Annotated in this window: 25 protein-coding genes; 4 read left to right on the forward strand and 21 right to left on the reverse strand. The window is 63.0% G+C overall.

What is annotated here, in order from left to right; genetic code table 11:
* The first annotated feature begins 544 nt into the window (after positions 1-544).
* The 3 genes from G442_RS0103285 to G442_RS20700 all read left to right on the forward strand — a co-directional run bounded on the left by G442_RS0103285 (position 545) and on the right by G442_RS20700 (position 4,847).
* Positions 545-2,776, forward strand: a complete 2,232-nt coding sequence (locus G442_RS0103285; RefSeq protein ID WP_026396827.1) for a PQQ-dependent dehydrogenase, methanol/ethanol family — start codon at positions 545-547, stop codon at positions 2,774-2,776.
* A 58-nt stretch (positions 2,777-2,834) separates the two neighbouring features.
* Positions 2,835-4,262, forward strand: coding sequence for a c-type cytochrome (locus G442_RS0103290; RefSeq protein ID WP_026396828.1), 1,428 nt, complete (start codon positions 2,835-2,837; stop codon positions 4,260-4,262).
* Between the two features lie 354 nt (positions 4,263-4,616).
* Entirely contained in the window at positions 4,617-4,847 is a 231-nt protein-coding gene (locus tag G442_RS20700; protein ID WP_035376138.1) for a hypothetical protein, read from the forward strand.
* A 474-nt stretch (positions 4,848-5,321) separates the two neighbouring features.
* Here the strand turns inward: G442_RS20700 and argB are convergent, their stop codons facing one another.
* The 6 genes from argB to rpmH form a co-directional block, all read right to left on the reverse strand.
* On the reverse strand, positions 5,322-6,245 hold the full coding sequence (gene argB, locus G442_RS0103300; protein ID WP_026396829.1) for an acetylglutamate kinase: 924 nt from the start codon (positions 6,243-6,245) through the stop codon (positions 5,322-5,324).
* Positions 6,246-6,393: 148 nt separating this feature from the next.
* Positions 6,394-7,062 (reverse strand): ribosome biogenesis GTP-binding protein YihA/YsxC, encoded by a 669-nt coding sequence (gene yihA, locus G442_RS0103305; RefSeq protein WP_026396830.1) that lies wholly within the window; start codon positions 7,060-7,062, stop codon positions 6,394-6,396.
* Positions 7,062-8,801, reverse strand: a complete 1,740-nt coding sequence (yidC, locus tag G442_RS0103310; RefSeq protein WP_026396831.1) for a membrane protein insertase YidC — start codon at positions 8,799-8,801, stop codon at positions 7,062-7,064. Before yidC ends, yihA begins: the two co-directional genes overlap by 1 nt.
* Positions 8,802-8,927: 126 nt before the next feature.
* Positions 8,928-9,215: a membrane protein insertion efficiency factor YidD gene (gene yidD, locus G442_RS0103315; protein WP_035376171.1), complete on the reverse strand. Its 288-nt coding sequence runs from the start codon at positions 9,213-9,215 to the stop codon at positions 8,928-8,930.
* A gap of 20 nt (positions 9,216-9,235) precedes the next feature.
* The gene (gene rnpA, locus G442_RS0103320; protein ID WP_051291925.1) at positions 9,236-9,622 is read right to left on the reverse strand and encodes a ribonuclease P protein component; all 387 of its coding nucleotides are present in this window, start codon (positions 9,620-9,622) and stop codon (positions 9,236-9,238) included.
* A 7-nt stretch (positions 9,623-9,629) separates the two neighbouring features.
* A complete protein-coding gene (gene rpmH / locus G442_RS24235; RefSeq protein ID WP_084440337.1) occupies positions 9,630-9,764 on the reverse strand; it encodes a 50S ribosomal protein L34 in 135 nt (44 codons plus the stop codon).
* Positions 9,765-9,954: 190 nt separating this feature from the next.
* Between rpmH and G442_RS26065 the strand changes: the two genes are divergently transcribed.
* Positions 9,955-10,380: a hypothetical protein gene (locus G442_RS26065; protein ID WP_035376139.1), complete on the forward strand. Its 426-nt coding sequence runs from the start codon at positions 9,955-9,957 to the stop codon at positions 10,378-10,380.
* A gap of 467 nt (positions 10,381-10,847) precedes the next feature.
* Here G442_RS26065 and gloA read toward each other — a convergent pair whose 3' ends face one another.
* The 15 genes from gloA to rnc form a co-directional block, all read right to left on the reverse strand.
* Positions 10,848-11,237 carry a lactoylglutathione lyase gene (gloA, locus tag G442_RS0103335; RefSeq protein WP_026396834.1) on the reverse strand — a complete coding sequence of 130 codons (390 nt, stop codon included), beginning with the start codon at positions 11,235-11,237 and terminating at the stop codon, positions 10,848-10,850.
* Positions 11,238-11,278: 41 nt separating this feature from the next.
* Positions 11,279-12,157, reverse strand: coding sequence for an LpxI family protein (locus G442_RS20710; protein WP_051291881.1), 879 nt, complete (start codon positions 12,155-12,157; stop codon positions 11,279-11,281).
* A gap of 38 nt (positions 12,158-12,195) precedes the next feature.
* Positions 12,196-13,095: an acyl-ACP--UDP-N-acetylglucosamine O-acyltransferase gene (gene lpxA, locus G442_RS0103345; protein WP_035376140.1), complete on the reverse strand. Its 900-nt coding sequence runs from the start codon at positions 13,093-13,095 to the stop codon at positions 12,196-12,198.
* 147 nt (positions 13,096-13,242) lie between these two features.
* Entirely contained in the window at positions 13,243-13,725 is a 483-nt protein-coding gene (gene fabZ, locus G442_RS0103350) for a 3-hydroxyacyl-ACP dehydratase FabZ (protein WP_026396836.1), read from the reverse strand.
* Positions 13,726-13,760: 35 nt separating this feature from the next.
* Positions 13,761-14,867 carry a UDP-3-O-(3-hydroxymyristoyl)glucosamine N-acyltransferase gene (gene lpxD / locus G442_RS0103355; RefSeq protein WP_035376141.1) on the reverse strand — a complete coding sequence of 369 codons (1,107 nt, stop codon included), beginning with the start codon at positions 14,865-14,867 and terminating at the stop codon, positions 13,761-13,763.
* 45 nt (positions 14,868-14,912) lie between these two features.
* The gene (locus tag G442_RS0103360) at positions 14,913-15,779 is read right to left on the reverse strand and encodes an OmpH family outer membrane protein (protein ID WP_026396838.1); all 867 of its coding nucleotides are present in this window, start codon (positions 15,777-15,779) and stop codon (positions 14,913-14,915) included.
* Positions 15,780-15,786: 7 nt separating this feature from the next.
* A complete protein-coding gene (gene bamA, locus G442_RS0103365; protein ID WP_084440366.1) occupies positions 15,787-18,183 on the reverse strand; it encodes an outer membrane protein assembly factor BamA in 2,397 nt (798 codons plus the stop codon).
* 319 nt (positions 18,184-18,502) lie between these two features.
* The gene (gene rseP / locus G442_RS0103370; RefSeq protein WP_026396840.1) at positions 18,503-19,609 is read right to left on the reverse strand and encodes an RIP metalloprotease RseP; all 1,107 of its coding nucleotides are present in this window, start codon (positions 19,607-19,609) and stop codon (positions 18,503-18,505) included.
* 36 nt (positions 19,610-19,645) lie between these two features.
* Positions 19,646-20,803: a 1-deoxy-D-xylulose-5-phosphate reductoisomerase gene (dxr, locus tag G442_RS0103375; RefSeq protein WP_026396841.1), complete on the reverse strand. Its 1,158-nt coding sequence runs from the start codon at positions 20,801-20,803 to the stop codon at positions 19,646-19,648.
* Between the two features lie 64 nt (positions 20,804-20,867).
* Positions 20,868-21,698: a phosphatidate cytidylyltransferase gene (locus G442_RS0103380; protein ID WP_051291927.1), complete on the reverse strand. Its 831-nt coding sequence runs from the start codon at positions 21,696-21,698 to the stop codon at positions 20,868-20,870.
* Positions 21,699-21,727: 29 nt separating this feature from the next.
* The gene (gene uppS, locus G442_RS20715; protein ID WP_051291882.1) at positions 21,728-22,492 is read right to left on the reverse strand and encodes a polyprenyl diphosphate synthase; all 765 of its coding nucleotides are present in this window, start codon (positions 22,490-22,492) and stop codon (positions 21,728-21,730) included.
* Between the two features lie 8 nt (positions 22,493-22,500).
* Positions 22,501-23,022 (reverse strand): ribosome recycling factor, encoded by a 522-nt coding sequence (gene frr / locus G442_RS0103390; RefSeq protein ID WP_051291928.1) that lies wholly within the window; start codon positions 23,020-23,022, stop codon positions 22,501-22,503.
* 176 nt (positions 23,023-23,198) lie between these two features.
* On the reverse strand, positions 23,199-23,936 hold the full coding sequence (gene pyrH, locus G442_RS0103395; RefSeq protein ID WP_026396844.1) for a UMP kinase: 738 nt from the start codon (positions 23,934-23,936) through the stop codon (positions 23,199-23,201).
* Between the two features lie 193 nt (positions 23,937-24,129).
* Positions 24,130-25,029: a GTPase Era gene (gene era, locus G442_RS0103405; protein WP_026396845.1), complete on the reverse strand. Its 900-nt coding sequence runs from the start codon at positions 25,027-25,029 to the stop codon at positions 24,130-24,132.
* Between the two features lie 34 nt (positions 25,030-25,063).
* On the reverse strand, positions 25,064-25,786 hold the full coding sequence (rnc, locus tag G442_RS0103410) for a ribonuclease III (protein WP_026396846.1): 723 nt from the start codon (positions 25,784-25,786) through the stop codon (positions 25,064-25,066).
* Position 25,787: the final 1 nt, after the last annotated feature.

The following is a 25,787-nucleotide window of genomic DNA, read 5'->3' on the forward strand; positions in this document are numbered from 1 at the left end:
CGGCAGGAATCGCCGCAACGTATGCGCGACAGAGTCCTGCGCATGATGAGACCTCCCCTCTGGACATCTCGACGCCTCTGCCGACTGCTCCCACGCGTCGCCGGGAGGATAGCAGAACGGTCACCTTTCCGTGAGCAGCTCTCCCAAGGCCGCAGCGACGAAGAGATGCAGGCGGAGCAACCGGCCGCATGCCACCGCCCCCAAATTGATGTTCCGTAAGGGCGGATACCGCCCGGAACAGCGAGGGCGCGACTCACCTATTTCCCTACATTACGCGAAATAACGCCACATATGCCGCAGTTCGCCGGAAGAGGCGCGCCCATTCACGCAAGATCCGATGTTGTGAAAAAACGATCATCAGGGTGGCTTACGAGCCTGTCCGTCTGACCAAACGTCCTGCGATGCTCACTCTTTACGCATAAGCGTACCCAAAGATGACACGATTGACATGATCACGTCATCTAGGCTGACTGCCGCGAACACCAAATTCGCACTGCTTTCGCGGCTTTGGCCCAAATCGATGATCTGTCGAGGACGATACAATATGATTCGCCCTTTCTCCTCCCGGAGGAGCCCGCTGCTCGGCGTGCTCGCCGCAGGCACCTTTCTTGCCGCGGCTTTCTGCAACCCCGTAGCGTCGGCCCGCGCCGATGATGGACAAGGCGCCACCGGCGAAGCCATCATCCACGCCGACGACCACCCGGAAAACTGGCTGACCTACGGTCGCACCTATTCCGAGCAGCGCTACAGCCCGCTGGATCAGATCAACCGCTCCAACGTCGGCGACCTGAAGCTGGCGTGGTTCTACGATCTCGACACCAACCGCGGTCAGGAAGGCACGCCCCTCGTCGTCGATGGCGTCCTCTACGCGACCACCAACTGGTCCAAGATCAAGGCCCTGAAGGCCGACACTGGACAACTGCTGTGGGATTACGACCCCAAGGTTCCGGGCAACGTCGCCGACCGCGGCTGCTGCGACACCGTCAACCGCGGCCTCGCCTACTGGAACGGCAAAGTCTATTTCGGCACGTTCGACGGACGCCTGATTGCGCTCGACGCCAAGACCGGCAAGCTGGTCTGGAGCACGTATACGATTCCCAAGGACGCCTCCCTCGGGCAGCAGCGCTCCTACACCGTTGACGGCGCCCCGCGCATCGCCAAGGGCCGCGTTCTGATCGGCAATGGCGGCGCGGAATTCGGCGCACGCGGCTTCATCTCGGCCTTCGACGCCGAGACCGGCAAGCTCGACTGGCGCTTCTACACAGTGCCGAACAACAAGAACGAGCCGGACCACGCGGCGTCTGACAGCGTTCTGATGAACAAGGCCTACAAGACCTGGAGCCCGACGGGCGCCTGGACGAAGCAGGGCGGCGGCGGCACCGTGTGGGATTCGCTGGTGTATGACCCCGTGACCGATCTGGTCTACATCGCGGTCGGCAACGGATCTCCCTGGAACTACAAGTACCGCACCGACGGCAAGGGCAACAACCTGTTCCTCGGCAGCATAGTCGCGGTCAAGCCTGAGACCGGCGAGTACGTCTGGCACTTCCAGGAAACCCCGATGGACCAGTGGGATTACACCTCGGTCCAGCAGATCATGACCCTCGATCTGCCGATCAACGGCGAAACCCGCCACGTGATCGTCCATGCTCCGAAGAACGGCTTCTTCTACGTCATCGACGCGAAGACCGGCCAGTTCATCTCGGGCAACAACTACGTCTACCAGAACTGGGCGCTCGGCCTGGATCCGAAGACCGGTCGTCCGATCTACAACCCGGACGCCCTGTGGACGCTGAACGGCAAGGAATGGTACGCCATCCCGGGCGATCTCGGCGGCCACAACTTCGCAGCCATGGCCTACAGCCCGAAGACCAACCTGGTCTACATCCCGGCGCAGCAGGTTCCGTTCCTCTACAAGAGCCAGGTTGGCGGTTTCAAGGCGCACCCGGACTCCTGGAACCTCGGCATCGACATGGGCAAGGCCGGCCTCCCGGACACCCCCGAAGCCAAAGCGGCGTTCATCAAGGATCTGAAGGGCTGGATCGTGGCCTGGGATCCGGTGAAGCAGCAGGCGGCATGGAAGATCGACCACAAGGGTCCATGGAACGGCGGCATCGTGGCCACCGGCGGCGACCTGCTCTTCCAGGGCCTCGCGAATGGCGAATTCCACGCCTACGACGCGACCAACGGTCAGGATCTGTTCCACTTCGACGCACAGAGCGGCATCATCGCGCCGCCGGTGACCTACCTCGCCAACGGAAAGCAGTATGTCGCGGTTGAAGTGGGCTGGGGCGGAATCTACCCGTTCTTCCTCGGGGGCGTCGCCCGCACCTCGGGCTGGACGGTCAACCACTCCCGCGTCGTCGCCTTCTCGCTCGACGGCAAGGCGAAGCTGCCTCCGCAGAACGACATGGGCTTCCTGCCCGTGAAGCCGCCTGAGAAGTATGACGAGAAGGTCACGGACAAGGGCTACTTCGAGTACCAGACCTATTGCGCCGCCTGCCATGGCGACAACGCAGAGGGCGCTGGCGTTCTGCCGGATCTGCGCTGGTCGGGCGCAATCCGTCACAAGGACGGTTTCTACAACGTCGTCGGCCGCGGCGCGCTGACCGCCTACGGCATGGACCGCTTCGACGCTTCGATGTCCCCGGATCAGATCGAGAGCATCCGTCAGTTCATCATCAAGCGCGGCAACGACACGTATCAGCGCGAAGTCGACGCCCGTAAAAACGACAAGACGATCCCCGATGCCGCGTCACTGGGCATAACCCAGTGACCTGCCACTTCCCGATGATGACCTCATTCGACAAAACAGCGACGCGGTGGTGATAGCGATGATTAAGGGATTTAAGGCCGCGCTCAGCGCGGCGGTGGTCGGACTTCTGGCAGGAACGGCGCTCGACGCCGCCCCGGCCGTCGCGCAGACCGCCGACAGCGATCTGGTCGCCAAGGGCGCCTATGTCGCCCGTCTGGGCGACTGCGTGGCCTGTCATACGGGCCTACACGGCAGCGTTTACGCTGGCGGACTTGAGATCAAGACGCCGATCGGCGCGATCTATTCGACCAATATTACGCCAGACCCGACGGTCGGAATCGGCACTTACACGCTGCAGGACTTCGACAACGCTGTCCGTCGCGGCGTGCGCAAGGACGGATCGCCACTGTATCCGGCCATGCCGTATCCTTCATTCGCCAGAATGACGGATGACGACATCAAGGCGCTGTACGCCTACTTCATGCACGGCGTGAAGCCGGTCGCGCAGCAGAACCGTCCGGTCGACATCACTTGGCCGCTGTCGATGCGCTGGCCGCTCGGCATCTGGGCGAAGCTCTTCGCTCCGGCGCCGAAGGCGTTCACGCCTGCTCCGGGCACCGACCCGGTCATCGCGCGCGGCGAATACATCGTAACCGGCCCCGGCCATTGCGGCGCGTGCCATACGCCCCGTGGTTTCTCCATGCAGGAGAAGGCTTACGACGCAACCGGCGGCGCGGACTTCCTCGCCGGCGGCGCTCCGATCGACAACTGGATCGCCCCCAGCCTGCGCAACGACCCGGTTCTGGGTCTCGGTCGCTGGTCTGAAGACGATCTGGTGCAGTTCCTGCGTTCGGGCCGCATCGACCACTCCGCCGTCTTTGGCGGCATGGCTGACGTCGTCGCCTGGAGTTCGCAGTATTTCACTGACGACGATCTGAAGGCGATCGCGAAGTATCTGAAGAGCCTGCCGCCGGTTCCGCCTGCGCGTGGCGACTACACCTACGACGCGTCAACCGCTCAGATGCTCGATTCCGGCAAGACTGCTGGCGTCCCTGGCGCAGATATCTATCTGAACCAGTGCGCGATCTGTCACCGGAATGATGGCGGCGGCGTCGCCCGCATGTTCCCGCCGCTGGCCGGAAACCCAGTCGTCGTGACCGACAATCCGACGTCTCTGGCTCATGTCGTCGTGTCTGGCGGCGTACTGCCTCCGACCAACTGGGCGCCGTCGGCAGTCGCGATGCCTGGCTACCAGAAGATCCTCAACGACCAGCAGATTGCTGACGTTGTGAACTTCATCCGTGGCGCATGGGGCAATAAGGCTCCGGCCAACGTCACCGCTGCGGACATCCAGAAGCTTCGGACCAAGGGCACGCCGATCAGCGCTCGCGCCTGGGACGCAGGAACATCGACGAACTCGACATGGGGCTTCTTCGCGCCGCAGCCTTACGGAGCGGGATGGACCTTCTCTCCGTCGACCCACACCGGCGTCGACGCCGCCCAGTAAGTCTGGACCGGATATGTTCCCGCTTCAGCGGGAACCATCAAAGGCCACGGAGCAATCCGTGGCCTTTTTTGTTGATAAACGCCATTCGCTGACGGCCGGTTTTACGTTGGCCGCCCAGCAGATCATCCTGCCTGCCCGATGTAGCCCACAGTCACTGCGACCTTTAAAAATCTGATGTCTCCGCTTACCATTATGTAATCATTGAGGAAAACATTCGTGTCGTCGGAATGGAGACGCGTCAATCAATTTGTATATTTTTTGATACAATGTCTTTTTATTGAAACTTTGTGGTGTTTGTGTCGTGATGACCTTGGGGCGAATTAACGCCCTTCTCGGATTCGAAAAGGAATCGTCATGCGTGAACTTACAACAATAGAATTAGAGACAGTGTCCGGCGGTTTCGGGCTTCTTGGCGGCGTCGCTTACGCCGTTAACGGAGTCCTCGCTGGCGTCGGCCTTGTCGTCGGCGGAATCCTCGGCGGGGTCGGCGCCGCCGTTAACGGGATTCTTGGAGGCGTCAGTTCAATCCTGACCGGAGGATCTCCCTACCAGTCCTTCACCTACGGTTATCCCTCACGTCACTAATTGAACCCGAAATTACTTCGACCGATCGTACAAAATCGGACGAAAGGGCGCTCCAATATACTTTGGGGCGCCTTTCTTTACAGGAAAGCTTCTTCGAGCCTTGATTATCTGCGACGGATACACCGTAGAATGACCGCTGCGGCGGCTATCTTTAATCGTAGGGCAACGTTAGCTATAGCTGCTATATAGAACGTCTTTACTGCGTAGATTTTCTACCGGAAACTACTGCACACAGCATTTGCATGATGCTTCCAAGCGTCTGCCGCCAAAAGGACTGGCTGGCCTCCGGCCACAGCTCTGTCGACGTGAGCCTTACCCGTCCGGCAATATTCGAATTCGCCCAGCCATGAATGCGTAATGAACAAGCTGCCTCTGCAGAACACCTTGTCTGCAGAAGCCGTGAAGCCGTGAAGCCGTGAAGCCGTTGAGGGTGTAAATCGGCCCAGCCAACCACCCGCAACCGCCTTTTACAGTTTAACCGGCGCTGGCCGTTCCATCCGCCCTGATAAGCGTGCCGGACCCGGATTTGGTGAACAGTTCAAGCAGACACGCATGAGGCACGCGTCCATCAAGAATAACTGCGGCCTTGGCGCCTGCCTGCACTGCCTGCAGACATGTCTCGACTTTGGGAATCATGCCGCCGGAGATCATGCCTGAGGCGATGCCGCGTCTGGCTTCTTCAGCAGTCAGTTCGGGAATGAGCTTGCCGTCGCCATCCAGGACGCCCGGAACATCCGTCAGCATCAACATACGCGTCGCATGCACTGCGCCCGCAATGGCGCCCGCAGCAGTGTCGGCGTTGATGTTGTAGGTCTCTCCATTCTCCCCTGCGGCGATCGGCGCAACGACCGGGATAAGTCCTGAGCCCGACAGCGCATAAAGCACCTGCGGGTCCACACGGTGCGGCTCCCCTACGAAACCGAGGTCGAGAACCTGCTCAATGCCGCTGACCGGATCGCGCACCGCGCGCAGAAGCTTGCGCGCCTTGATGAGACCGCCATCCTTTCCCGATATGCCTACCGCCAATGCGCCGGCGCGGTTTATCAGGTTGGCGACTTCCTTGTTGACCGAACCGCACAGAACCATCTCGATCACGTCGATCATGGAACTGTCCGTCACCCGAAGCCCATCCACAAACGACGACTTCAGTTGCAGCCGCTCCAGCATGCGATTGATCTGCGGTCCACCACCATGCACGACGATCGGGTTGATGCCGACCAGTTTCAGCAAGGCGATGTCACTGCCGAAATCCTTGGACAGCGCGGCGTCGCCCATAGCGTGACCGCCGTACTTCACCACGATGGTGTCTCCGGCGTAACGACGAAGGAAAGGCAGCGCGCTGGCGAGGGTGGCGGCCTGCTGTAACGCGTCGACCACGCCGGGCGTATCGTCAGTCATCTAAAGTCCATCCAGGCTAGACCCGCGTCCGATCGGGCGCGATCGGCAGCTCGGGTGGAGAAGTCCGCTACGATAGCGGGTAGAGGCGTCATCAGTGAAGCCGCCCGCGTGCGATGGGTTCTGCGCGACGAGCGCGGGACAGAGCCGTTCAGCCGATTGCAGGGAGCGCGAACGCGGTCAGTTCGGCGCGAAGCTCTGGCATGCCAAGCCCCGTCTCGCTGCTGCTGGCGATCACTTCGGGATGCGCGGCCGGGTGTTTGGCCGCAAGAGCCCGCACGCTCTCCAGCTTTCGCGCCAGAGGGCCGGGCTTCAGTCCATCGCATTTGGTGAGAACGATCTGGAAGTTGATCGCCGCCTTGTCGAACAGATCCATGACCTCGATGTCGGACGCTTTGGTCTCGATGCGGGAGTCGAGAAGCAGGATCACACGCTGCAGGGTTGGACGTCCGCGCAGATAGGCGAACATCATCTCCTGCCAGTCTTCCTTCACAGATTTTGCGGCCTTCGCAAAACCGTAACCCGGCATGTCCACCAGCACGAGACGCCCGGCCAAGTCGAAAAAGTTAAGCTGCTTGGTTCGCCCCGGCTCGGACGACGCCCGCGCGAGCGCCTTCCGCCCCGTCAACGCATTGACAAGACTCGACTTGCCCACGTTCGAACGACCGGCGAAAGCGATCTCCGGCTTATCAGGATCGGGTAGTTGCCCGAGTTGCTGCGCGCCGAAAAAAAACTCGCATTCCCCGGCGAACAACAGCCTTCCGGCTTCCAGCTCGTCCGCCGTCCGTTCGATCGGGGTTGAGAAATTGGGAGCGGCCATCAGCCTTTCCGGGCTTTCTTCGCAGGCGGGATAACGGTCGTCTTTGGGCGATCCCGGTGCACGCGCTGAATGACCATCTGCTGCGCCACCGTCAGCAGGTTGTTCCAGCAGTAGTAGATGACCAGACCGACAGGCTGCCGCGCCATGAAGAACGTGAAGATGAACGGCATCGCCATGAAAATCTGCTTCTGGGCAGGGTCCACAGTCGCCGGATTCATCTTCTGCATCAGGAACATGGTCGCGCCATAGAGGATCGGCCACACGCCGAGCAGCAGCATGCCGGACAGCGTCGTCGGATCCCACGGAATCAGACCGAACAGATTGAACAGGTTGGTCGGATCAGGCGCGGACAGATCATGAATCCAGCCAAAGAACGGCGCGTGCCGCATTTCGATCGTGACGTACAGATCCTTATACAGACACCAGAACACCGGAGCCTGAATAAGAAGTGGCAGGCACCCGCTGGCGGGGTTCACTCCCTCCTCTTTATAAAGCTGCATGATCTTCTGGTTCATCTGGACCGGATCGGACTTGTACCGCTCGCGGATCGCCTGCATCTTCGGCTGGACCGAGCGCATCGCCGCCGCCGAACGGAAGCCCTTCGCCGCCAGCGGAAAGAACAGCGTCTTGACGATCAGCGTGAACGTCAGAAGCGCCAGACCGAAATTGCCAAAAAGCTGATACAACCAGTCAAGAACAAAGAACACCGGGCGCGTCAGGAACGCGAACCAGCCGAAATCGACGGCCTTCCAGAAATCGGGAATGTGCAGCTCGTTCTCATAACGCTCCAGAAGGCGAACCTCCTTGGCGCCCGCGAACACATGCGCCGTCGACTCGCCCACTCCGTTGGCCGCGACCGTCACAGGCGCGCGGCCAGTGAAGCCTACTTCGTATGCACCGGCAGGCGTGTCGAACCCATAAGTTCCGCTGACGTCCGACTTCTGATCGGGAACGACGGCCGCGAGCCAGTATTTGTCGGTGATTCCCGCCCAGCCGCCGGTTCCGGAAGCGCTCCACGAGACGAAATTCGGCGCGGTCGAATTGGTGCGCAGCGACTTGTAGGAGCCTTCCTCCATACGGCCGTTGATCACCGAGATCGGTCCCTCGTGAACCAGCATGCCGCCGGTTTCCTCAGGCGTGTAAGCACGCACGACACGAGAATAGGGGACGAGCGCCACCTGATCGCCGGTAGCGTTACGGACGCGCTGGGTGACGGTGAACATGTAATCCCGATCGATCGCCAGCACGATCTCGAACGTCAGACCGGCGTCGTTGCTCCAGCTCAGCGTGACAGGGGCGCCGGAACCGAGTTTCTGCGCGTCGGTTTTCCAGACGCTGTGCGCGTCAGGAAGGCGGACGGTCTGCCCCGGCTGCCCGTACCACCCGAACTCGACATAGGTCGGATGCGGCTGACCCTGCGCCTCAAGCACGCGCACCAGCGGGCTGCCGGGCTTCACCGTCTCGTGGTAACCCCGCAGAACGAGATCATCCAGACGCGCGCCGTGAAGATTGACCGAGCCGCTGACGTCAACCGCATCGATCGGCAGCCTTGCGGGAGCCCCTTCATCTGCGGCCGTCGACCCGGGCGCCGCGGCAGGAGGCGGACGGCTCGCCTGCGTGTCAGCATGCTCCTGCGTCGCGACAGCGGGTTGCGGCTTGGGTTGGGGCATGAAGTAGTCGAAACCGAGCAGCACCAGCGCCGAAAGCAACGTCGCCAATATTACACGCCTGATGTCCATATCGACCGGCCGACCTTTCTACTTCACGGGACCACGCCGCGACTGCGGCGGCGGCCCCACCGCACATTTGCGTCCCTCATACCGAACTTGTCAGGGAACGCCAGATGGGTTGGGCTTATAGACGCCCTATTGCGTGGAGACTCCCTTAGCAGAGTCGACTGCCGCGACCGCAGCCTCGCTCGAACCTGCCAGAGGCACAGGATCGTATCCGCCTGGATTCCACGGGTTGCAGCGCAAGATGCGGCTGGCGGCAAGCCAGCTTCCACGTAGCGCGCCATGCACCTGAACAGCTTCCACGCCGTACTCGCTGCATGAAGGATGGAAGCGGCAGTTTGGCCCGGCAACGGGGCGCCCGACGATTTGCCAGAGGCGCATGCCGCCGATCAACGCTCCACAGGCGCAACGCCCGAGCATGCTGCGACCGGCGTCATCGCTCACGACAACGCCCCGGTCTTCTTCAACGCGCGCCGCAGATCCGCGATAAGCTCAGGAAAAGGACGGTCGCCCGTTCCGATTCGGCCTATCACCACCAAATCCAGACCATTCAACGAAACGTCGCTTTCGACGGATCTTATGGCCTCGCGGAGGCGGCGTTTCGCTCGGTTGCGAACGACCGCGTTTCCGACTTTTTTTGTGACGGTGAAGCCCACCCGCCCTGGCTCTCCGTCATTGCGACTGAGAACTTGCAGAACGAGTCCCGGCGTCGGCGCCTTGCGCGCCTTCGCGGCCACGGCCAGAAATTGCGCGCGCTTCTTGAGCCGCGAAGAGCGCTGATCCTGCACGACGCGCTCCTTTCCGGGGAGCGTTTCCCCGGACGTCATCGCCTGATCAGGCGGAGAGGCGCTTGCGCCCCTTCGAACGACGATTGGCGACAACCTTGCGGCCGCCGACGGTAGCGATGCGAGCGCGGAAACCATGACGGCGCTTGCGGACCAGCTTGGACGGTTGATACGTGCGCTTCACGGTGGCACTCCTCAGTCAACTACACAAAAAAATGTCACGACGCCTCACGGCGAAAAACGCCAGCGTCTGGAAGGCGGGCTTATAGTGAGAGGACCGCCCTGCGTCAACGGCGAGATGCGCGGATGCGGAGTCGCCACGTCATCCGTTTTCAACGCGCCCGGACACGGCGCCGCCATGAAGGAGCCAACGCTTGCGCCGCCCTTACCTCACGGTCCCGGTCTTCCTTATCGCGTTCGCCACCGCGATCGCCACGCGATACGTCCCCCTTCCCCAAGGCGGCGCGATTTTTATCGCGCTGCTGGGCGCTGCGATCGCCGCTACGCCCACATTGCGAATCGATTCTGCACGCAACGCGCCAGCGCCGGACGGTCTAATGGCAGAACAGCCGTCCGACAATCGCGCCACGACGGCTTACATGGCTCCCCCCGGAGCAACCGGGGACAATAGCGCAACGATATCACCGAAACTGCGCCACGATCTGCGGGGGTTGATCTCGCCCGCCGTTCTGTCCGCCGACCAGCTTTCGTCGCACGCGGACCCGGAGGTCCGTCGACGCGCGGAGCAGGTGCTGGACGCGCTGGACCGGACGACGGCCCTGATCAAGGCCGCCAGCTAGAGCATCATCCGATCAGACGGAATCGGCTGATCGGATAAAGAAGCCCGCCAAACCAACAAACCAACAAACCAACAAACTAGAACCTTATCCGTGAATCCGTGTGACCGGATAAGGCTCCAAATCAGCCGACTGTCGCTCAACCCTCCAGCCGTACGACTTAAGAGAAACCTCGCCGATGCCGGACGTCCCTCCACTCAGGAGCGCTCGCGAGGTGTCGTGACAGCCCATCGAGCAGGATGGCCCGGAACAGATAATCGGACGCCGCAACCGGGAAGACGAGCGAACGCGCAAGGGTTCAGGCGGCTGCGTTGCGAAGCCGCTCCTCCACTCGGACGCTTCCGCCTGCACGGCGCCAGAACCAGCGAGCGACGTATTTACTGCAAAACAAACCAAGTCTGGTTACGCAGTTCACGCCACGCGTGCGAGAACACGTGGCGTGAACCTTGTGAAAACAGCTGGTTTCAGCGTCAGCGCCGTTCGATAAGCTCGATCTTGTACCCATCAGGATCTTCAACGAAAGCGATCACGGTCGTGCCGAACTTGACCGGCCCTGCCTCGCGCGTGACCTTCCCGCCTCCCGCGCGCACCGCCTCGACCATCGCTGCCACATCAGGCACGCCAACGGCGAAATGACCGAAGCCCGTCCCGACCTCGTAGCCATCGTCCTTGCCCCAGTTATAGGTCAGCTCGATTTCGGCCTGCCCTTCGGCATTACTTGCGTAGCCAATGAAAACAAGCGTGTATTTCCCATCAGGAACTTCCCGCCGACGCAATTCGTGCATACCGAGCAGGCGATAGAACGCCAGGCTGGCGTCCAGATTCTTCACGCGCACCATCGTGTGCAGATAACTGGCCATAATCGACGCCTTTCTTCAATAAAACAGCACCTTGTCCGCGGCTACGCCCCGGACTGTTCAGCGTGCCCGACACCATAAAGGAAAAGACCCAGACGGTCGGCCGCCGTGATGCAGGCCGCCGGGTCGGTAAGAAGCGTGCCCCCGGCTTCGAACGCCACGCCCGCCAGACCCGAACGCGCCGCCTGATCGATCGTTTGCGGCCCGATGGTCGGCATGTCCGCCCGCCTCTCCTGCCCGGGCTTGAGCAGCTTGACCAAAACGCCCCCCTCTCCCGGCTGTCGGCACGCGCCAGCGCGGTCCAGCATGGCGTCGGTGCCCTCCATGGCCTCGACCGCCAGAACGACGCCATCCTGCACCACGCACCCCTGACCGATATCAAGACGCCCGAGAGTCCGCACGACCTCCATTCCCCGCCGAATATCGGAAAGAGAGCGCTCGTCCGGCTGGACGCGCCCCAGAGCGCCCAGTCGCCCAAGCGAAGCCGTCAGAAACTCGTGTGCGCCGCGAACTGTGAAGCCTTCTTCGCCAAGAACACGCACCAGCGCGCCCAACAATCCGTCATCCCCGGCGAAGAGCGCCCGGCCAAGACGGGTCAGGATACGCGCGCCTTCCGCGTCAGGGCGGATATCGCGCAGTGAAGGTCGTTTCACGGGACCGATCAGGACGATGTCACGACACCCATGCTCGCGCAGTTCGGACAGGATCCGACCCGCAGCGGCGAGGCGCACATAGACATGCGGCCACGTCTCGACCACTGCCGGGTCGGCGAAGTCCTGAAAGGCGACGATGAACGGAGAGCGGCCCGAGGCCGCCACGGCTGCGGCGACTTGCCCCGGAAGAGGTCCGCCGCCAGCCAGAATGCCTACGTTATCGGCAGTTTCGACGCCATGCGCGCCTGAAACATGATCGTTCTCGGACAATGGCGTCAATCTCCCGTCACCATCCGGGCCGCAGGCAATCAGCCCGCTTCAGTCTCACTGCTGGAACATTCCTCGCGCGCCACACGGACCAGACCCCGACGGCTCGGCGCTTCGATGAAGCGAAGGATTTCTTCGATCTTCGCATCGCTTCCGTATTGCTCACGCACCACGCCAATACGCTGGGCGAACACGTCGTCTCCGCCGCCGCGCGGGTAAAGCGCCTGAAAAGCCTTGCGCATCCGATGGATCTGAGCCGAGTCGACGCCGTTGCGCCGCAGCCAGATCCAGTGCAACCCGACCAACCGCGCCCGGTTTCCAAGGACGCTGCCATACGGAATGACGTCGGCTTCGACGCCGGCCACGCCGCCGACAAGGGCTGCGCGCCCGATCCTGACGAACTGGTGTATCGCCGCCGAGCCCATGACACGGGCGTCGTCGTCGATAGAGACGTGCCCCCCCATGACGACGTTGTTGACGATGATCACGCGGTCTCCGAGCGTGCAGTCGTGGGCGACATGCGCGTTAGCCATGATCAGGCAATCGGCCCCGACGCGCGTCAGGCCAGACCCCGTAACCGTGCCGCGATGGATGGTCACATGCTCGCGCACCACTGTGCGCGCGCCAATCTCGCAGCGCGTGGGCTCGCCCTTGTATTTGAGATCCTGAGGAGCCAGGCCGACCGTCGTAAACGGGAAATAGCGCGATTCGGCGCCAAGCGTGGTGCAGCCATCGACGACGACATTCGCCACCATCTCCACGCCGTCGCCCACGACGACGTCCGGCCCGATCGAGCACCATGGACCGATCTTCACGCCCTCGCCCAGACGCGCGCCGGGAGCAATCAGCGCAGTGGGATGAATCCCCGGCGCCGTTGACTCCAGACCGGCACGGCTCTCTGAGCGCGCCGCATTCACCGTTTCAACCAGAACTACCTCCATCGACGCCTCAGCTAACCATCGGTGAGCAATAAGGCAATTCGCGGGTCGATAAAAAGATTCAACACGCCCCGGAGGCGGTAAGTAAACGTATCAGCGCGATACAAAACCCGCCCGGCGCAGAGCGGTTCCGTAGCGCCCCGCGATATGTCAGTCCATAATCATGGCGCTGAACGTCGCCTCGGCGACCGAGACGCCTTCGACACGCGCCACGCCGCGAAACTTCCAGACATTGGCGCGTTGCCGCTCTTTTTCGACATGGATGCGAACCTGATCGCCGGGGCCTACCGGACGACGGAATTTCGCACCCTCGATCGTCATGAAATAAACGAGCTTGCCTTCGAAGGCCGCGCCAAGCGTCAACACAACGAGCGTCGCCGCCGTCTGCGCCATGGCTTCGATCAGCAACACGCCGGGCATCACCGGGCGCGCGGGGAAATGTCCCTGGAAAAACGGCTCGTTCACAGAGACGTTCTTGACCCCGACCGCAGACTGACCGAGTTCGACATCCACCATGCGATCAATCAGCAGGAATGGGTAGCGATGGGGAATCGCTTCCATGATCCGCATGATGTCGACCGTCTCGATGCGCGTCGTCGCGCCAGCGTCCTGCGTTTCGCGTTCCTGATCCACGTCTGTCAAACCGCTCCGTTATCGCGCCGCGCCCGTCACGCGCCGCCTTTTCCTTCCGACTGGCTGTCGTCAGCGCCCTCTTCAACACCAGGGCGGCGAGAAAGTCGACGCAGTGTTGCAACATTACGAAAAAATTCTCGGAACGGCATCGCCGGGCTTCCGATGACATCGGCTCCGGCCTCAACGTCCGACATCACGCCGCATTGCGCACCGACACGGGCTTTCGTCCCAATTTTGATGTGGCCGATCAGCCCCGCCTGCGCCGCGATGGTGACGTAATCACCAAGTTCGGTCGAACCGGAAATCCCCGCCTGAGAGACCACGATACAGCCTTTGCCAAGGCGAGCGTTATGACCGATCTGCACCAGATTATCGAGTCGCGATCCTGCGCCGATCACCGTGTCCTGCACCGAGCCACGGTCGATAGTGGAGTTGGCGCCGATTTCCACGCCGTCCTCAAGGATTACGACGCCAAGTTGCGGCACGGTTTCGAAGCCTTGCGGCCCCACGGCGAAACCAAATCCGTCCTGTCCAACGCGTGCGCCGGGAAAGAGTATAACCCGGTCGCCCAGCACTGCATGGGACAGCACGACCTGCGCGCTGATCCGGCAGTCTGCGCCGATGCGGACTCCGTCGCCGATCACGGCGTGCGGGCCGATAATCGTCCCGGCCCCGATCTCGACGCCTTCTCCGATCACCGCGAAGGGCCCGACCTCACAAGAAGCGTCGACCTGCGCGGACGCGGCGATCACCGCTGTCGCGTGGACCCCGGCGCGCGCTTTTGGCGCAGGATGGAACATGCGCGCGACGCGCGACCAGGCGAGATAGGGCTGCGCCACCACGATAGCGCCACAACCGGGAGGAACTCGCGACGCAAAGGCTTTGGCGACAATCACCAGACCAGCCTGCGTGTCGTCTAATGCGGCCGCATAACGACGGTTGTCGAGGAAGCTTAGCTCTGTCGGCCCCGCCGCCTGAAGCGGCCCTATGCCGGTGAAGCCTCCCTCAGGAAAGCCTCCCTCGCGCGGAGGGAGCAGGTCACCACCCGCCGCCTCAGCCAACGCCTCGGCCGTGAACGGTCCGGCGCGCTCGAAAAAGCGCCGGTCAGCCGTCGCATGCCTGCGCTCCACCACGCCGCTCATCTCGCCGCTCCCGATTCAGATCGCGCGAGGTTCACCGTGTCACGCTCATTTCGGCGCTGCGGCCGGAGCCGGAGCAGCAGCCTGCGCGGACGCCGTGGTCGGCATCTTGCCGGACTTCGCGAGCACTTCCGGATCCTCGTTCGGCGCCGGGATGTAGACTTTCGGCAGAACGACGTTCAACTGCGTCGCGACCTCGTTCGTGATGTCCTGCCCGTCGACGTGCAACGCGACCTGCTCGCTATGCATGATCAGGTTCATGCCGTGGCTCGAGGCGACGTGCTGAATGACCTGCACCAGTTCTCGCTCGATCTGCCCGAGCGAGACCTGCGCCGCTTCCTGGATGATCCGGTTGCGCTCACGGAAGTCGCGCTGAGCCTTCATGACGCGCGATTGCAGGGCGCGTTCCTGGCCCTGAATCTGGTCTGCGGACATCGTCTTGGCGGCGGCCTGCAGTTTCTGCTGCTCATCGCGCCAGCCAGCCTGCGCCTTTTGCGCGTCCTGCGCCAATGCGTCGCGACGACCGCCAAGCTCGCGCTCGACCTGCTGACCTGCCATCGACTGGCGCATCACGTCGGCGACGCTGATGATGCCGATCACGGCTGCCGGGGGCGGAGCCGCCTTCGGCAGTTCGGGCGCAGTCGGAATATTGGGCTGTGGCAGCACTGGCGGCGGACGGGAGTTGTCAGCCTCCTCACCATCCTGACCATCACCTTCCTGCGCCTGCACCGGAGCGGGGCGCGACATATGCGCAGGAGCCGGGGCCGCTGCGGGGTGCGCCGTCTTCGGCACGAACCACCCGGCTCCGCCGCTGGAGTTGGAAGCCGCCTGCGCATGGGCGGACTCGATGAAGGAATGACCGGGAACGACAAGAACGGCGGCGGCGAGAAGCGCCGCTGCGGACAAGCGAGACATTGTCACCTCAGAATTGCTGACCGAAGCCGAAGCGCAGCAGCTGCGTGCGGTCATTTCGTTTACGCAGGACAGGAATGCCCGCATCGATGTTAATGAGACCGAAGGGACTCTTCCACGAGAAGCCCAGACCGGTGCTGATACGCGGCGTCAGGGTGTCGCCCGAAACACGCTCGTATTTGTATGGGTAATAGTTGAGCTGGTTCGGGTTGGTGTAATTGTTTCTCACACGCAGGCCCGCCAGAGCGCCGGTGTCAACAAAGTAACGGCCACGGATACCCATGTCCGCCGCGAACGGCATCGGGAAGTTGACCGTCATTGACCCCGTATAGATGAAGCGCCCGCCCAGAAGGTCTTCCTGCGAGTGGATGGCGCCGTCCGCCGGAGACACCGTGGTCTGCCCGACTGCTCGGGGACCCACGCCACCGTCGAGGAAGCCGCGCAGATTCTGACCGCCGAGATAGAAATTGTCGATCACGTCGTGACGGCCATTGCCCCAGTCCGCCAGATAGCCGGCGCCGGCGGTAAAGGCGACTGTCCAGTCGTGGTTGCCCATCATATCGTCGAGCGGCAGGTAATATCCGACGTCGACCTTGCCACGGACGTATTTTTCATCACCGCCGGCCCCGGCGAAATCGCCGCCCACACGGGCCACAAAACCCTTATGCGGCTGCAGACGGCTGTCGCGCGTGTCGTAGGTGAGCGTCGTGCCGATCTGCGACAGCAGCGAACTGCCCGCCTGATCGAGAATGTAGAAGGACGTCTCGCTCCAGGACCCGCCGATAGTACGATGGATGAGCGAGTAGTTCCATGATTGTGACAGATGGTTCGTATAGGCGTAACCCAGACGGAAGGTGACGCCATACCGCCCTTCTGAATAGTTCTGGTACGTCTGATACTTGTTCTCGATGTAAAACAGATCGACGCCCGCGACGAGGTTTCGGTTCAGGAAGTATGGATCCGTGACGGAGAGATCCACCTGCCGCTGGTAATACGCCATGGTGCCGGAAATACCGGCGTCGACGCCACTGCCGAGCAGGTTATGCTGCTTGAGACCCAGGTTGCCGATGATGCCAACGTCCGTCGAATACCCGCCGCCGAGCGAGAACTCGCCGGTCGGTTTTTCCACGACGTTCGCCGCCACGTTGACGCGGTCCGGCGCAGACCCCTGACTCTGGTCGATGGAGACGGAGCTGAAATAGCCCAGATCCTGCAACGCCTGCTTGGAGTATTTCTTGTACATCGCGGTGAACGGATCGCCTTCCGCCATAGGCAACTGCCTGCGGATAACGCTGTCCTGCGTGATCGTATTGCCGTTGATGTCGAGGCGCTCGACATACATGCGCGGCCCTTCGCTGACGTCGAAGAGCAGGTTGACGATGCGCTTTTCCGGATTGCGGGCGATTTCCGGACGGACCACCGCGAAGGGGTTGCCCTTCGACTGGATGATCTCCTCCATGTTCGTCGCGTTGTGCTGAACCGCGTTGCCGTCGTACCACTGGTTCGGAAACAGCTCGATATATTTACGCAGCGACGCCGCCGGAACGTGGCGAAGACTGGAGCGGATGTCCATCTTGCCGAGCCGGTAGCGCGGGCCTTCGTTCAGCGTGAACGTGACGTAGAAGGATTTCCGGTCGGGCGACAATTCACCCGTCGCGTTGATCATCTGGAAATCGACGAAGCCGTTAGCCAGATAGAAACGACGCAGCAATTCGGCGTCGTAACGCAGACGCTCCGGGTTGTATTCGTCCGAGGACGAAAAGAACCGGTACCACTGCGTTTCTTTCGAGGAAACCACTCCGGCGAGACGCGCTTCGCTGAAGTTCTTGTTCCCGACGAAAGAAATCTTACGGATCAGCGTCTGAGGCCCCTCGTTGACCTGAAACACCACGTCGACGCGATTATGCGCAAGTCGAACGATTTGCGGCGTCACATCGGCGCCGTACCGCGCCTTCTGGGCGTACACCTCAAGAATCTTCTGACGATCGGCGGCGGTCGTCTGCTGGGAGAACACTGCGCGCGAGCGCAGGGCGATCACCTTGCGTAAGTCCTCATCCTTGGCGGCGTGGTTGCCCTCGAAGACGATGCGGTTGACGATAGGGTTCTCGACGACCTGCACCTGCAGAGTGTCGCCAGAGCGGTGCAGCGTGACGTCCTTGAACAACCCCGTGGCGTAAAGGGTCTTCAGGGAACGATCGAGATTGTCCTGGTTGAAAGTGTCGCCCGTGCGCACCACCATATAGGACAGGACCGTGCTGGCCTCGATCCGGTCGTTGCCATGGACCTCGATGTTCTCGATGACCTGACCCGACGAGTGGCGCTCGCGCTCGGCGGCCCCATTGTGTTCGACGGCGGTATGACGCCTGGCCGGGGCGAACTGCGCGGACGCTTTCGACCCCATAAGCATTGGCAGCAAGCAAACCGAAGCGAGCAAAGCCTTACGTTTACTCTTCAAGACCAGCACCTCTCCGACGGGGAGCAAGGCTCCCGCTGCCACGACCAAACTCACTCGCGAATAGGCTCGTCAACCCGACCCGCTTTTCAAGCATAGCGGAAATGCGGGCGCGAACCCAAATGCCGCCGCGCCTGCGAAACCGGAACAGACGCCTGATCGGGACATATGCTCCCGAATACACTCGCGGAACTATCCGAAATGTCGCCGGGGGCGCAAGCGCCCGGAACATTACGAAACACGCCCAAGCATTACGCTAAAGCTTTCCGCGCTCTCACCCAGCCAGCGACGCGACCCATTTGAACAGACCAAAGCTGGAAAGATCGTTGAACGTGGAGAAAAGAAACAGGCAGGCGATCAACGCGAAACCGGCCTGAAACCCGAGTTCCTGCACCTTGCGCGGCACGGGACGTCCACGGATCGCCTCGATCGCGTAGAACACCAGACGTCCGCCGTCGAGAATCGGCACGGGGAAGAGGTTGATCAAACCGAGATTGACCGACAGAAGCGCCATGAACGACACCAGACTGGCGACGCCGTACTGCGCCACCTGCCCCGACATCTGCGCGATCCGCAGCGGTCCGCCAAGATCTCGCGCCGTATGCCGGCCTGTGACCATCTGCCAGAGACCATCCAGCGTCTGCACTGTCACCGACCACGTCTCACGCGCTCCCGCGACCACAGCCGCTCCGGGAGACAGGGGCGCGCTCGTGATCGTGGCGAAAGTAACGCCAAGCTGGCCGACAGGGCCTGCCTTGCCGGAGGCCGAGACGCTGCCGATCGTCACGGGCAGGGAGACGTCCTCGCCGTGACGGCGCACATGCAGCGTTGTCGCCTTGCCCGGAGCCGCCGCCACCACGCTCTGCACCGTCGTCACCTCGGGCGTCGACGTGTCGCCAACCGCGATAATCGCGTCGCCCGGAACAACGCCGGCCACAGCGGCAGCGCTGCCCGGCGACACGGCGTTCACTTCGTTACGCGCTTCCGGGCGACCGCAGAACGCGAACAACGCGGAGAACAGCAGGAAGGCGAGAAGAAAATTGAAAACCGGCCCCGCAAGAATGACGATGGCGCGCGAACCCACCGGCTTGTCGTGGAACGTGCGTCCGGGTTCCCAGGCGGCTTTCTGCTCGTCCGTCGCTTCCTCAGGCCCCTCAAAGCCGTGCGGCTTCACGAAGCCGCCCAAGGGGATCGGCCCGACGCGCCACTCCGTCCCGGCCTTGTCGGTCCAGCGCCAGAGCGGCGGGCCAAAGCCGATTGAGAACGTCTCGACCTTTACGCCCCGCCACCGGGCCGCGAGGTAATGACCCAACTCGTGGATGAACACGAGCACGCCGAGCACGACGACGAACGACAGGATTGTGCGGATCGCTTCATGCATCGGCATGGCTCCTTGGGGACCGGCGAACTAAGGACGTCACGCGGCGCGCTGGATCGTACGCGTCGAAGCCGCCCGCCGCGCTTCCGCATCCCAGTGAAGAACGGCGTCCAGATCGTCGATCGGTGGAGCGCCGAGCGCGTCCATCACTTTCTCCACGACGCGGGCGATATCGAGAAAACCGATCTGGCCAGCAAGGAACGCCTCGACCGCAATTTCATTGGCGGCGGAAAGGATCGCAGAGGACGCCCCGCCCTCACGCAGCGCCCGACGGGCGAGGCGCAGGGCCGGAAAACGAACCTCGTCCGGCGCCTCGAACGTCAGCGAGCCATACTCCGCTAGATCCAGACGGGGCGAGTTCGTAGCCATCCGGCGCGGCCAGGCGAGGCAGTGCGCGATGGGAATTCGCATATCCGCTGACCCGAGCTGCGCGATCAGGCTCCCGTCGGTGTATTGCACCAGGCTGTGGACGACCGACTGAGGGTGCACCAGCACGTCGATCCGGTCTTCAGTCAGATCGAATATCCGCGCGGCCTCGATGACCTCCAACCCCTTGTTGAACATCGTCGCGGAGTCGATGCTGATCTTTGCGCCCATGGTCCAGGTCGGGTGTTTCAGCGCCTGGGCGGCCGTCGCGGCCTCCATCGTCTCCAGCGTGGCGCTACGGAATGGTCCGCCCGACGCCGTAAGGATGATTTTCTCGACCTGATCGGTCTGACGGTCGGCCATCGCCTGAAAGACCGCGTTGTGTTCCGAGTCGACAGGAAGCAGCGTCGCGCCGGCATCTCTGATGGCGCGGAGCATCACGTCGCCCGCGCAGACAAGAGCTTCCTTGTTGGCCAGCGCCACAGTCTTGCCATTGCGGATCGCAGCCAGCGTGGGTTCCAGACCGGCCGCTCCGGTAATAGCGGCCATCGTCCAGTCGACCTCTCGCCCTGCAGCCTCGATTACGGCGGCGCGGCCGCCGGCAGCTTCGACGCCAGATCCCGCAAGACGTTCGCGAAGCTCGGAGAGAGCTCCTTCGTCGGCGATGACCGCTATTTCCGCGCGCAACGAGAGGGCCTGCTCGGCCAGAGCGGCGACGTTGCGTCCCCCCACCAGCACTCGGACGGAAACGTCGGCGCCAGCCTGTCTGACCAGATCGACAGTGGAGCAACCGATGCTGCCGGTGCATCCCAGAATGTTAACCGTTTTCATAACCATCCCACATTACCCGCATTCGCCGCCGGCGGCGAGCCTGCCCCTTGCGCCAGACCACGCCTCATCCACCGAGGAAACGCCCCAGCCCCCGCGCCAGATCGTCAAAGCCGGCAGACCAGAACGGAAGCCCCGGTTTCGCCAGCAACGACAACAGGGCCGCCAGAGGCGCTGCGGCGAGCAACGCGTCGAAACGGTCCAGCAGACCGCCATGCCCCGGCAGCAAACGCCCGGAATCCTTGACGCCTCTCGCGCGCTTGACTGCGCTTTCCGCGAGATCTCCCGCCTGCGCCGCTATCCCCAGAAGCAACGCCCACCCGGCGCCGCGGGCGGCAAACCCTGCGCCCGAAATTGTCGCGACCACGAGCCCCGCCATGACGGCGCCCAGCAATCCGCCGACTGCGCCCGACCGCGTCTTGCCGGGAGAGATGCGCGGCGCGAGCTTCGGGCCGCCAATCATCCGCCCGGTGACATAGGCGGCGCTGTCGCTCGACACGACCACGGCGATCACGAACACGACGGCCCAGACGCCGCAATCCGCGCCCAGCCGGAGCCACATGAGAGAAAGACCGCCAGCGGCGATCACGGCGTTCATCAGCCACAGCGGCGGCCCGAAGACGAAAGCCGTCATGGCGAAGGCGGGCGTGGCTTCCCACCGCCCGCAGAACGCCGAAAGGCCTGCGCAAAAAGACCACGCAACAAAGAGCGCGCCGCGCCACGAGCGCGGAGAGAGCGCGAACAGGGCAGCTCCCTCCGCAGCCATTCCCGCCATCGTCGCGATAATGAGCAGGCCGTATGCGTACCCACCAAGGCTGATCGCTAGAACGGCGACGATGATGAGCGCAAGAGCCGAGAGGAGGCGGGGACGCAGATCGCGCCAGTCTCGGCCGGGCATGACGCTGGACGGCTGCGCGGGAGCCAAGGTCACGCCGGGCGGGCGCCGAAGCGCCGTTCGCGTCGCGCGTAAATGTCGAGCACCCGTGTAAAGGACGCCTCGTCGAAATCCGGCCAAAGCGTATCGAGGAACACCAGTTCCGCGTAAGCGCTCTGCCAGAGCAGGAAGTTGGACAGGCGATGCTCGCCGCTGGTGCGCACGATGACGTCCGGATCGGGCACGCCCGCCGTCAGCAGACGCGCCGACAGCGCCGTTTCATCGATCGCGGACAACGCGATATCCCCCCGCTGCACGGCCTCCGCCAGCGCGCGCGCGGCGTGCACGATATCGCCGCGTCCGCCATAGGAGAGAGCCAGCAGAAGGGTCAGCTGGGTGTTGCTGGCCGTGAGGGCTTCCGCGCGCTCCAGTTCGGCGACCAGATCGGGACCGAAACGGCCCAGATCGCCGACGAAGCGGATTCGCACGCCTTCCTTGTGCAGTTCAGCAACCTTGTGGCGCAGGTAATACTTCAGCAGGCTGGTCAGATCCGCGACTTCGGTCGGTTCGCGGCGCCAGTTTTCCGAAGAAAACGCATAAAGCGTCAGATACTCGACGCCCTTGGCCTTTGCGGCCCGCAGGCAGCGAGACACGGCCTCGGCCCCGGCGCGATGACCGGCGACCCTTGGCAGTCCCCGCGCAGCCGCCCAACGTCCGTTGCCGTCCATAATAATGGCGACATGGACCGGAAGATGCGCGTTCGAGGCAGTGGAGGCGGGCGACGCGCTCGATACGGCCGCGCCCGTCGTGGATGACATGACGTGTTTCAGACCTGCTTGATCTCGCGTTCCTTGTCCGCGAGCATTTCGTCGATCTTCTTTACATACTGATCCGTGAGTTTCTGGATCGAGTCCGACCACGCCTTGACGTCGTCCTGGCTGATGTCGCCCTTCTTTTCGAACCCTTTCGTCTGATCCATTCCGTCGCGACGGACGCCGCGCACGGCGACCTTGGCGCCTTCGGAATAGCGACCGGCGGCCTTGGCCAGCTCGTTGCGGCGCTCTTCGGTCAACTGGGGAATCGGCACACGGATAGTCTGCCCCTCGCCAGCCGGGTTCAGCCCCAGTCCCGCGTCGCGAATCGCCTTCTCCACAACGCCCGCCAGAGCCCGGTCCCAGACCTGAACCGTCAGCATCCTCGCTTCCGGAACGGCGATGGTGCTGACCTGAGACAGAGGAACCTCGCCGCCATAGGCTTCGACCCGGACAGGCTCCAGCAGGGCCGCGTTCGCGCGCCCGGACCGCAAACCGGCGAAATCCCGGCGCAGGCTTTCGAGCGCGCCTTCCATCCGGCGTGTCAGATCTTCTGTAAGCGTGTCCAGATCAGCCACAACGGCTCTCCCACAAACTGATTGGGACGGCACAGGGGCCGTCGCCTCTAAACCCCGACCCGCAAGGTCGGGAAGCGTCAAACTCAGCCTCGTCAAAGGCGGACGTTACAGTCCCGACGGCGCCTGACTTTCGATCAGGACACCTCCTCGATTCGCGTAAACTTGCCTTCGCCCTTCATGACGCGCTCGAACGCGCCCGCCTCGTGAATGTTGAACACGATGATCGGCAGGCGATTTTCTCGTGCGAGGCTGATCGCGGCTGCGTCCATGACGTTCAGGTCACGGGCCAGAACTTCGAGATAAGTGAGCTGCTCATAGCGCTCTGCGTCCGGGTTCTTGCGAGGGTCGGCGCTGTAAACGCCATCCACCTGTGTGCCCTTCAGAAGACAATCGCAGTCCATTTCCGCAGCGCGAAGCGCCGCGGCGGTGTCGGTGGTGAAGAAGGGGTTGCCGGTCCCGGCGGCGAAAATCACGACGCGGCCCTTCTCCATATGACGAACTGCGCGACGCCGGATATACGGCTCGGCGATGGACGACATATGAATGGCCGACATGACGCGCGTGGGAACGCCCTCTCGCTCAAGAGCGTTCTGCACCATCAGCGCGTTGATGACCGTAGCCAGCATCCCGGCGTAGTCGCCCTGCGCCCGGTCCATGCCGCGCGCAGCAGCGGTCAGCCCGCGAAAGATGTTGCCGCCGCCGACGACAAGGCAAACCTCGACGCCGCTGCCAGAGACCGCCGCGACGTCCGCGGCGATACGGTCGACGGTATTGGCGTCAACGCCATACTGACCGGCGCCCATCAGCGCCTCCCCGGATATCTTCAGGAGAACTCGCCGGGCGGCGGGAGCGGCGTCGGTGCTTTCGGTCATTGGGCCTCGATGCGCAGACTGTCAGGGATGATCCACGCAACCGAAATATCTGAACCCCGGAGCGCGTTTCCGTCGCCCGTCATATCGCTCACGCGCGGTCGCCACAAGCACTGGCGACGCCTTTCTCGTTAACGAGACCGATGGACGCCGACCATTAACAGTTTTCCAACGGCGGAGCTCGAAGACTGGCGCCTCAGGCGTTGTCGTCCAGCCCGATGGCGCGCAGACGGGCGCGCTCCTCATCCCACCCGGCTCGCTCTTTTACGTTCAGGAACAGATGGCACGTGCGCTCAAGCAACGATCCCAACTGCTTGCGGGCCCGCTCGCCTATCTCGCGGATGCGCTTTCCCTTCTCCCCGATCAGAATCGCCTTGTGGCTGGCGCGACCAACATAGATTGTGACGTCGATCCGCACAGAACCATCCGGGCGTTCCGTGAAACTCTCGGTCTCCACGGTCGCGCCGTATGGCACTTCCTCGTGCGTCTGCAGGAATACCTGCTCGCGGACCAGTTCCGCCGCCAGAAGACGGTCGGGAAGATCGGTCAGATCGTCTTCGGGGTAGAGATACGGTCCGGGCGGCAACGCTCCCGCCAGCGCGTCAAGCAGGTCGTCGACGCCGCCGCCCGTGCGCGCGCTGATCATGAACACGTGCTCGACGTCGATCATGCCCGAAATTTCCGCCGTAAGCGGCAACAGCGCCGGAGCGGGCACCAGATCCGTCTTGTTGAGCACGAGCCACACGCGTCGTTTCGCTTTCGCGAGATGCTCCACCACCGCGCGCGCCGCCTCGTCGAGGCCCGAGCGCGCGTCAATCAGCAGCAGCGTGACGTCGGCGTCCTCCGCCCCCGCCCATGCCGCTGCGACCATGGCGCGATCCAACTTGCGGCGCGGCTTGAAGATGCCCGGCGTGTCCACCAGCAATATCTGCGTGCTCTCGCGCATCAGAATGCCGAGCACGCGGAAGCGGGTCGTCTGCGCCTTCGGGCTGACGATCGACAGTTTAGCGCCAGCCATCTTGTTGAGAAGCGTCGACTTGCCCGCGTTGGGCGCGCCCACCAGAGCCGCGAATCCGCAGCGGGTTTCCTGTGTCATCGCCCTTGGCGCCCTTTCGGCCTGTACAGCCCGTTCACGAGGAGGCGCCGAAACGCGTCAGCAGATCGGCGGCGGCGGCGCTTTCCGCCGCCCTCTTGTTTCCTGCCTCTCCCTGACCGGAAAAACCGGCCACATGCGCCTGCACGACAAAACGCGGCGCGTGGGAGGGACCGTCGGCGCTTAGCATTTCGTAAGCAGGCAGCGCCAGCCCCCGCGCCAGCGCCCATTCCTGCAGCGCAGTCTTCGGGTCCTTCGGCGGGCGCCCCTGCGCTACAATCGCGTCGGTCCAGAAACGCCGCACCAGCACGCGAGCCGGGGCGAGGCCGTCGTCGAGATAAAGCGCGCCAAGCAGCGCCTCGACCGCATCCGCCAGCACGTTCGCGGTGTTGCGGATTCCGATCCGCTCTTCATGTGCCGCCACATCGAGGGCGGCGGGAATATCCAGCGCCAGCGCCACTTCAGCGAGAGTCGTCCGCGAAACCAGCTGAGCGTGACGTGAGCCGAGCGCCCCTTCCTGCTCCGCCGGGTACCGCTCCAGCAGCCATTCCGCCATCAGCAGGCCAAGCACGCGGTCGCCAATGAACTCGAGACGTTCATTTGACCCGGCGCCACGCGTCGCGCGCTTACCGCGCCCGGTGGCGCGTTGATGCGCCGCCGATCGGTGCGTCAGCGCCTCCCGCAGAAGATCCGGGGCGCGAAACTGATGCCCTATCGCCTGCTGCAGCCGCTCGAGCTCGGCCGGGTTTGAGCCGCTCATG

Source organism: Acetobacter nitrogenifigens DSM 23921 = NBRC 105050, from assembly GCF_000429165.1.
In the GTDB taxonomy this organism is placed as follows: Bacteria; Pseudomonadota; Alphaproteobacteria; order Acetobacterales; family Acetobacteraceae; genus Acetobacter; species Acetobacter nitrogenifigens.

Coding starts and splice junctions, on each gene's coding strand:
- G442_RS0103285 (WP_026396827.1), top strand. CDS start 545: ATGATTCGCCCTTTCTCCTCCCGGAGGAGCCCGCTGCTCGGCGTGCTC.
- G442_RS0103290 (WP_026396828.1), top strand. CDS start 2,835: ATGATTAAGGGATTTAAGGCCGCGCTCAGCGCGGCGGTGGTCGGACTT.
- G442_RS20700 (WP_035376138.1), top strand. CDS start 4,617: ATGCGTGAACTTACAACAATAGAATTAGAGACAGTGTCCGGCGGTTTC.
- argB (WP_026396829.1), bottom strand. CDS start 6,245: ATGACTGACGATACGCCCGGCGTGGTCGACGCGTTACAGCAGGCCGCC.
- yihA (WP_026396830.1), bottom strand. CDS start 7,062: ATGGCCGCTCCCAATTTCTCAACCCCGATCGAACGGACGGCGGACGAG.
- yidC (WP_026396831.1), bottom strand. CDS start 8,801: ATGGACATCAGGCGTGTAATATTGGCGACGTTGCTTTCGGCGCTGGTG.
- yidD (WP_035376171.1), bottom strand. CDS start 9,215: ATGCTCGGGCGTTGCGCCTGTGGAGCGTTGATCGGCGGCATGCGCCTC.
- rnpA (WP_051291925.1), bottom strand. CDS start 9,622: ATGACGTCCGGGGAAACGCTCCCCGGAAAGGAGCGCGTCGTGCAGGAT.
- gloA (WP_026396834.1), bottom strand. CDS start 11,237: ATGGCCAGTTATCTGCACACGATGGTGCGCGTGAAGAATCTGGACGCC.
- lpxA (WP_035376140.1), bottom strand. CDS start 13,095: ATGGAGGTAGTTCTGGTTGAAACGGTGAATGCGGCGCGCTCAGAGAGC.
- lpxD (WP_035376141.1), bottom strand. CDS start 14,867: ATGAGCGGCGTGGTGGAGCGCAGGCATGCGACGGCTGACCGGCGCTTT.
- G442_RS0103360 (WP_026396838.1), bottom strand. CDS start 15,779: ATGTCTCGCTTGTCCGCAGCGGCGCTTCTCGCCGCCGCCGTTCTTGTC.
- bamA (WP_084440366.1), bottom strand. CDS start 18,183: ATGCTTATGGGGTCGAAAGCGTCCGCGCAGTTCGCCCCGGCCAGGCGT.
- rseP (WP_026396840.1), bottom strand. CDS start 19,609: ATGCATGAAGCGATCCGCACAATCCTGTCGTTCGTCGTCGTGCTCGGC.
- dxr (WP_026396841.1), bottom strand. CDS start 20,803: ATGAAAACGGTTAACATTCTGGGATGCACCGGCAGCATCGGTTGCTCC.
- G442_RS0103380 (WP_051291927.1), bottom strand. CDS start 21,698: ATGCCCGGCCGAGACTGGCGCGATCTGCGTCCCCGCCTCCTCTCGGCT.
- uppS (WP_051291882.1), bottom strand. CDS start 22,492: ATGTCATCCACGACGGGCGCGGCCGTATCGAGCGCGTCGCCCGCCTCC.
- frr (WP_051291928.1), bottom strand. CDS start 23,022: ATGGAAGGCGCGCTCGAAAGCCTGCGCCGGGATTTCGCCGGTTTGCGG.
- pyrH (WP_026396844.1), bottom strand. CDS start 23,936: ATGACCGAAAGCACCGACGCCGCTCCCGCCGCCCGGCGAGTTCTCCTG.
- era (WP_026396845.1), bottom strand. CDS start 25,029: ATGACACAGGAAACCCGCTGCGGATTCGCGGCTCTGGTGGGCGCGCCC.
- rnc (WP_026396846.1), bottom strand. CDS start 25,786: ATGAGCGGCTCAAACCCGGCCGAGCTCGAGCGGCTGCAGCAGGCGATA.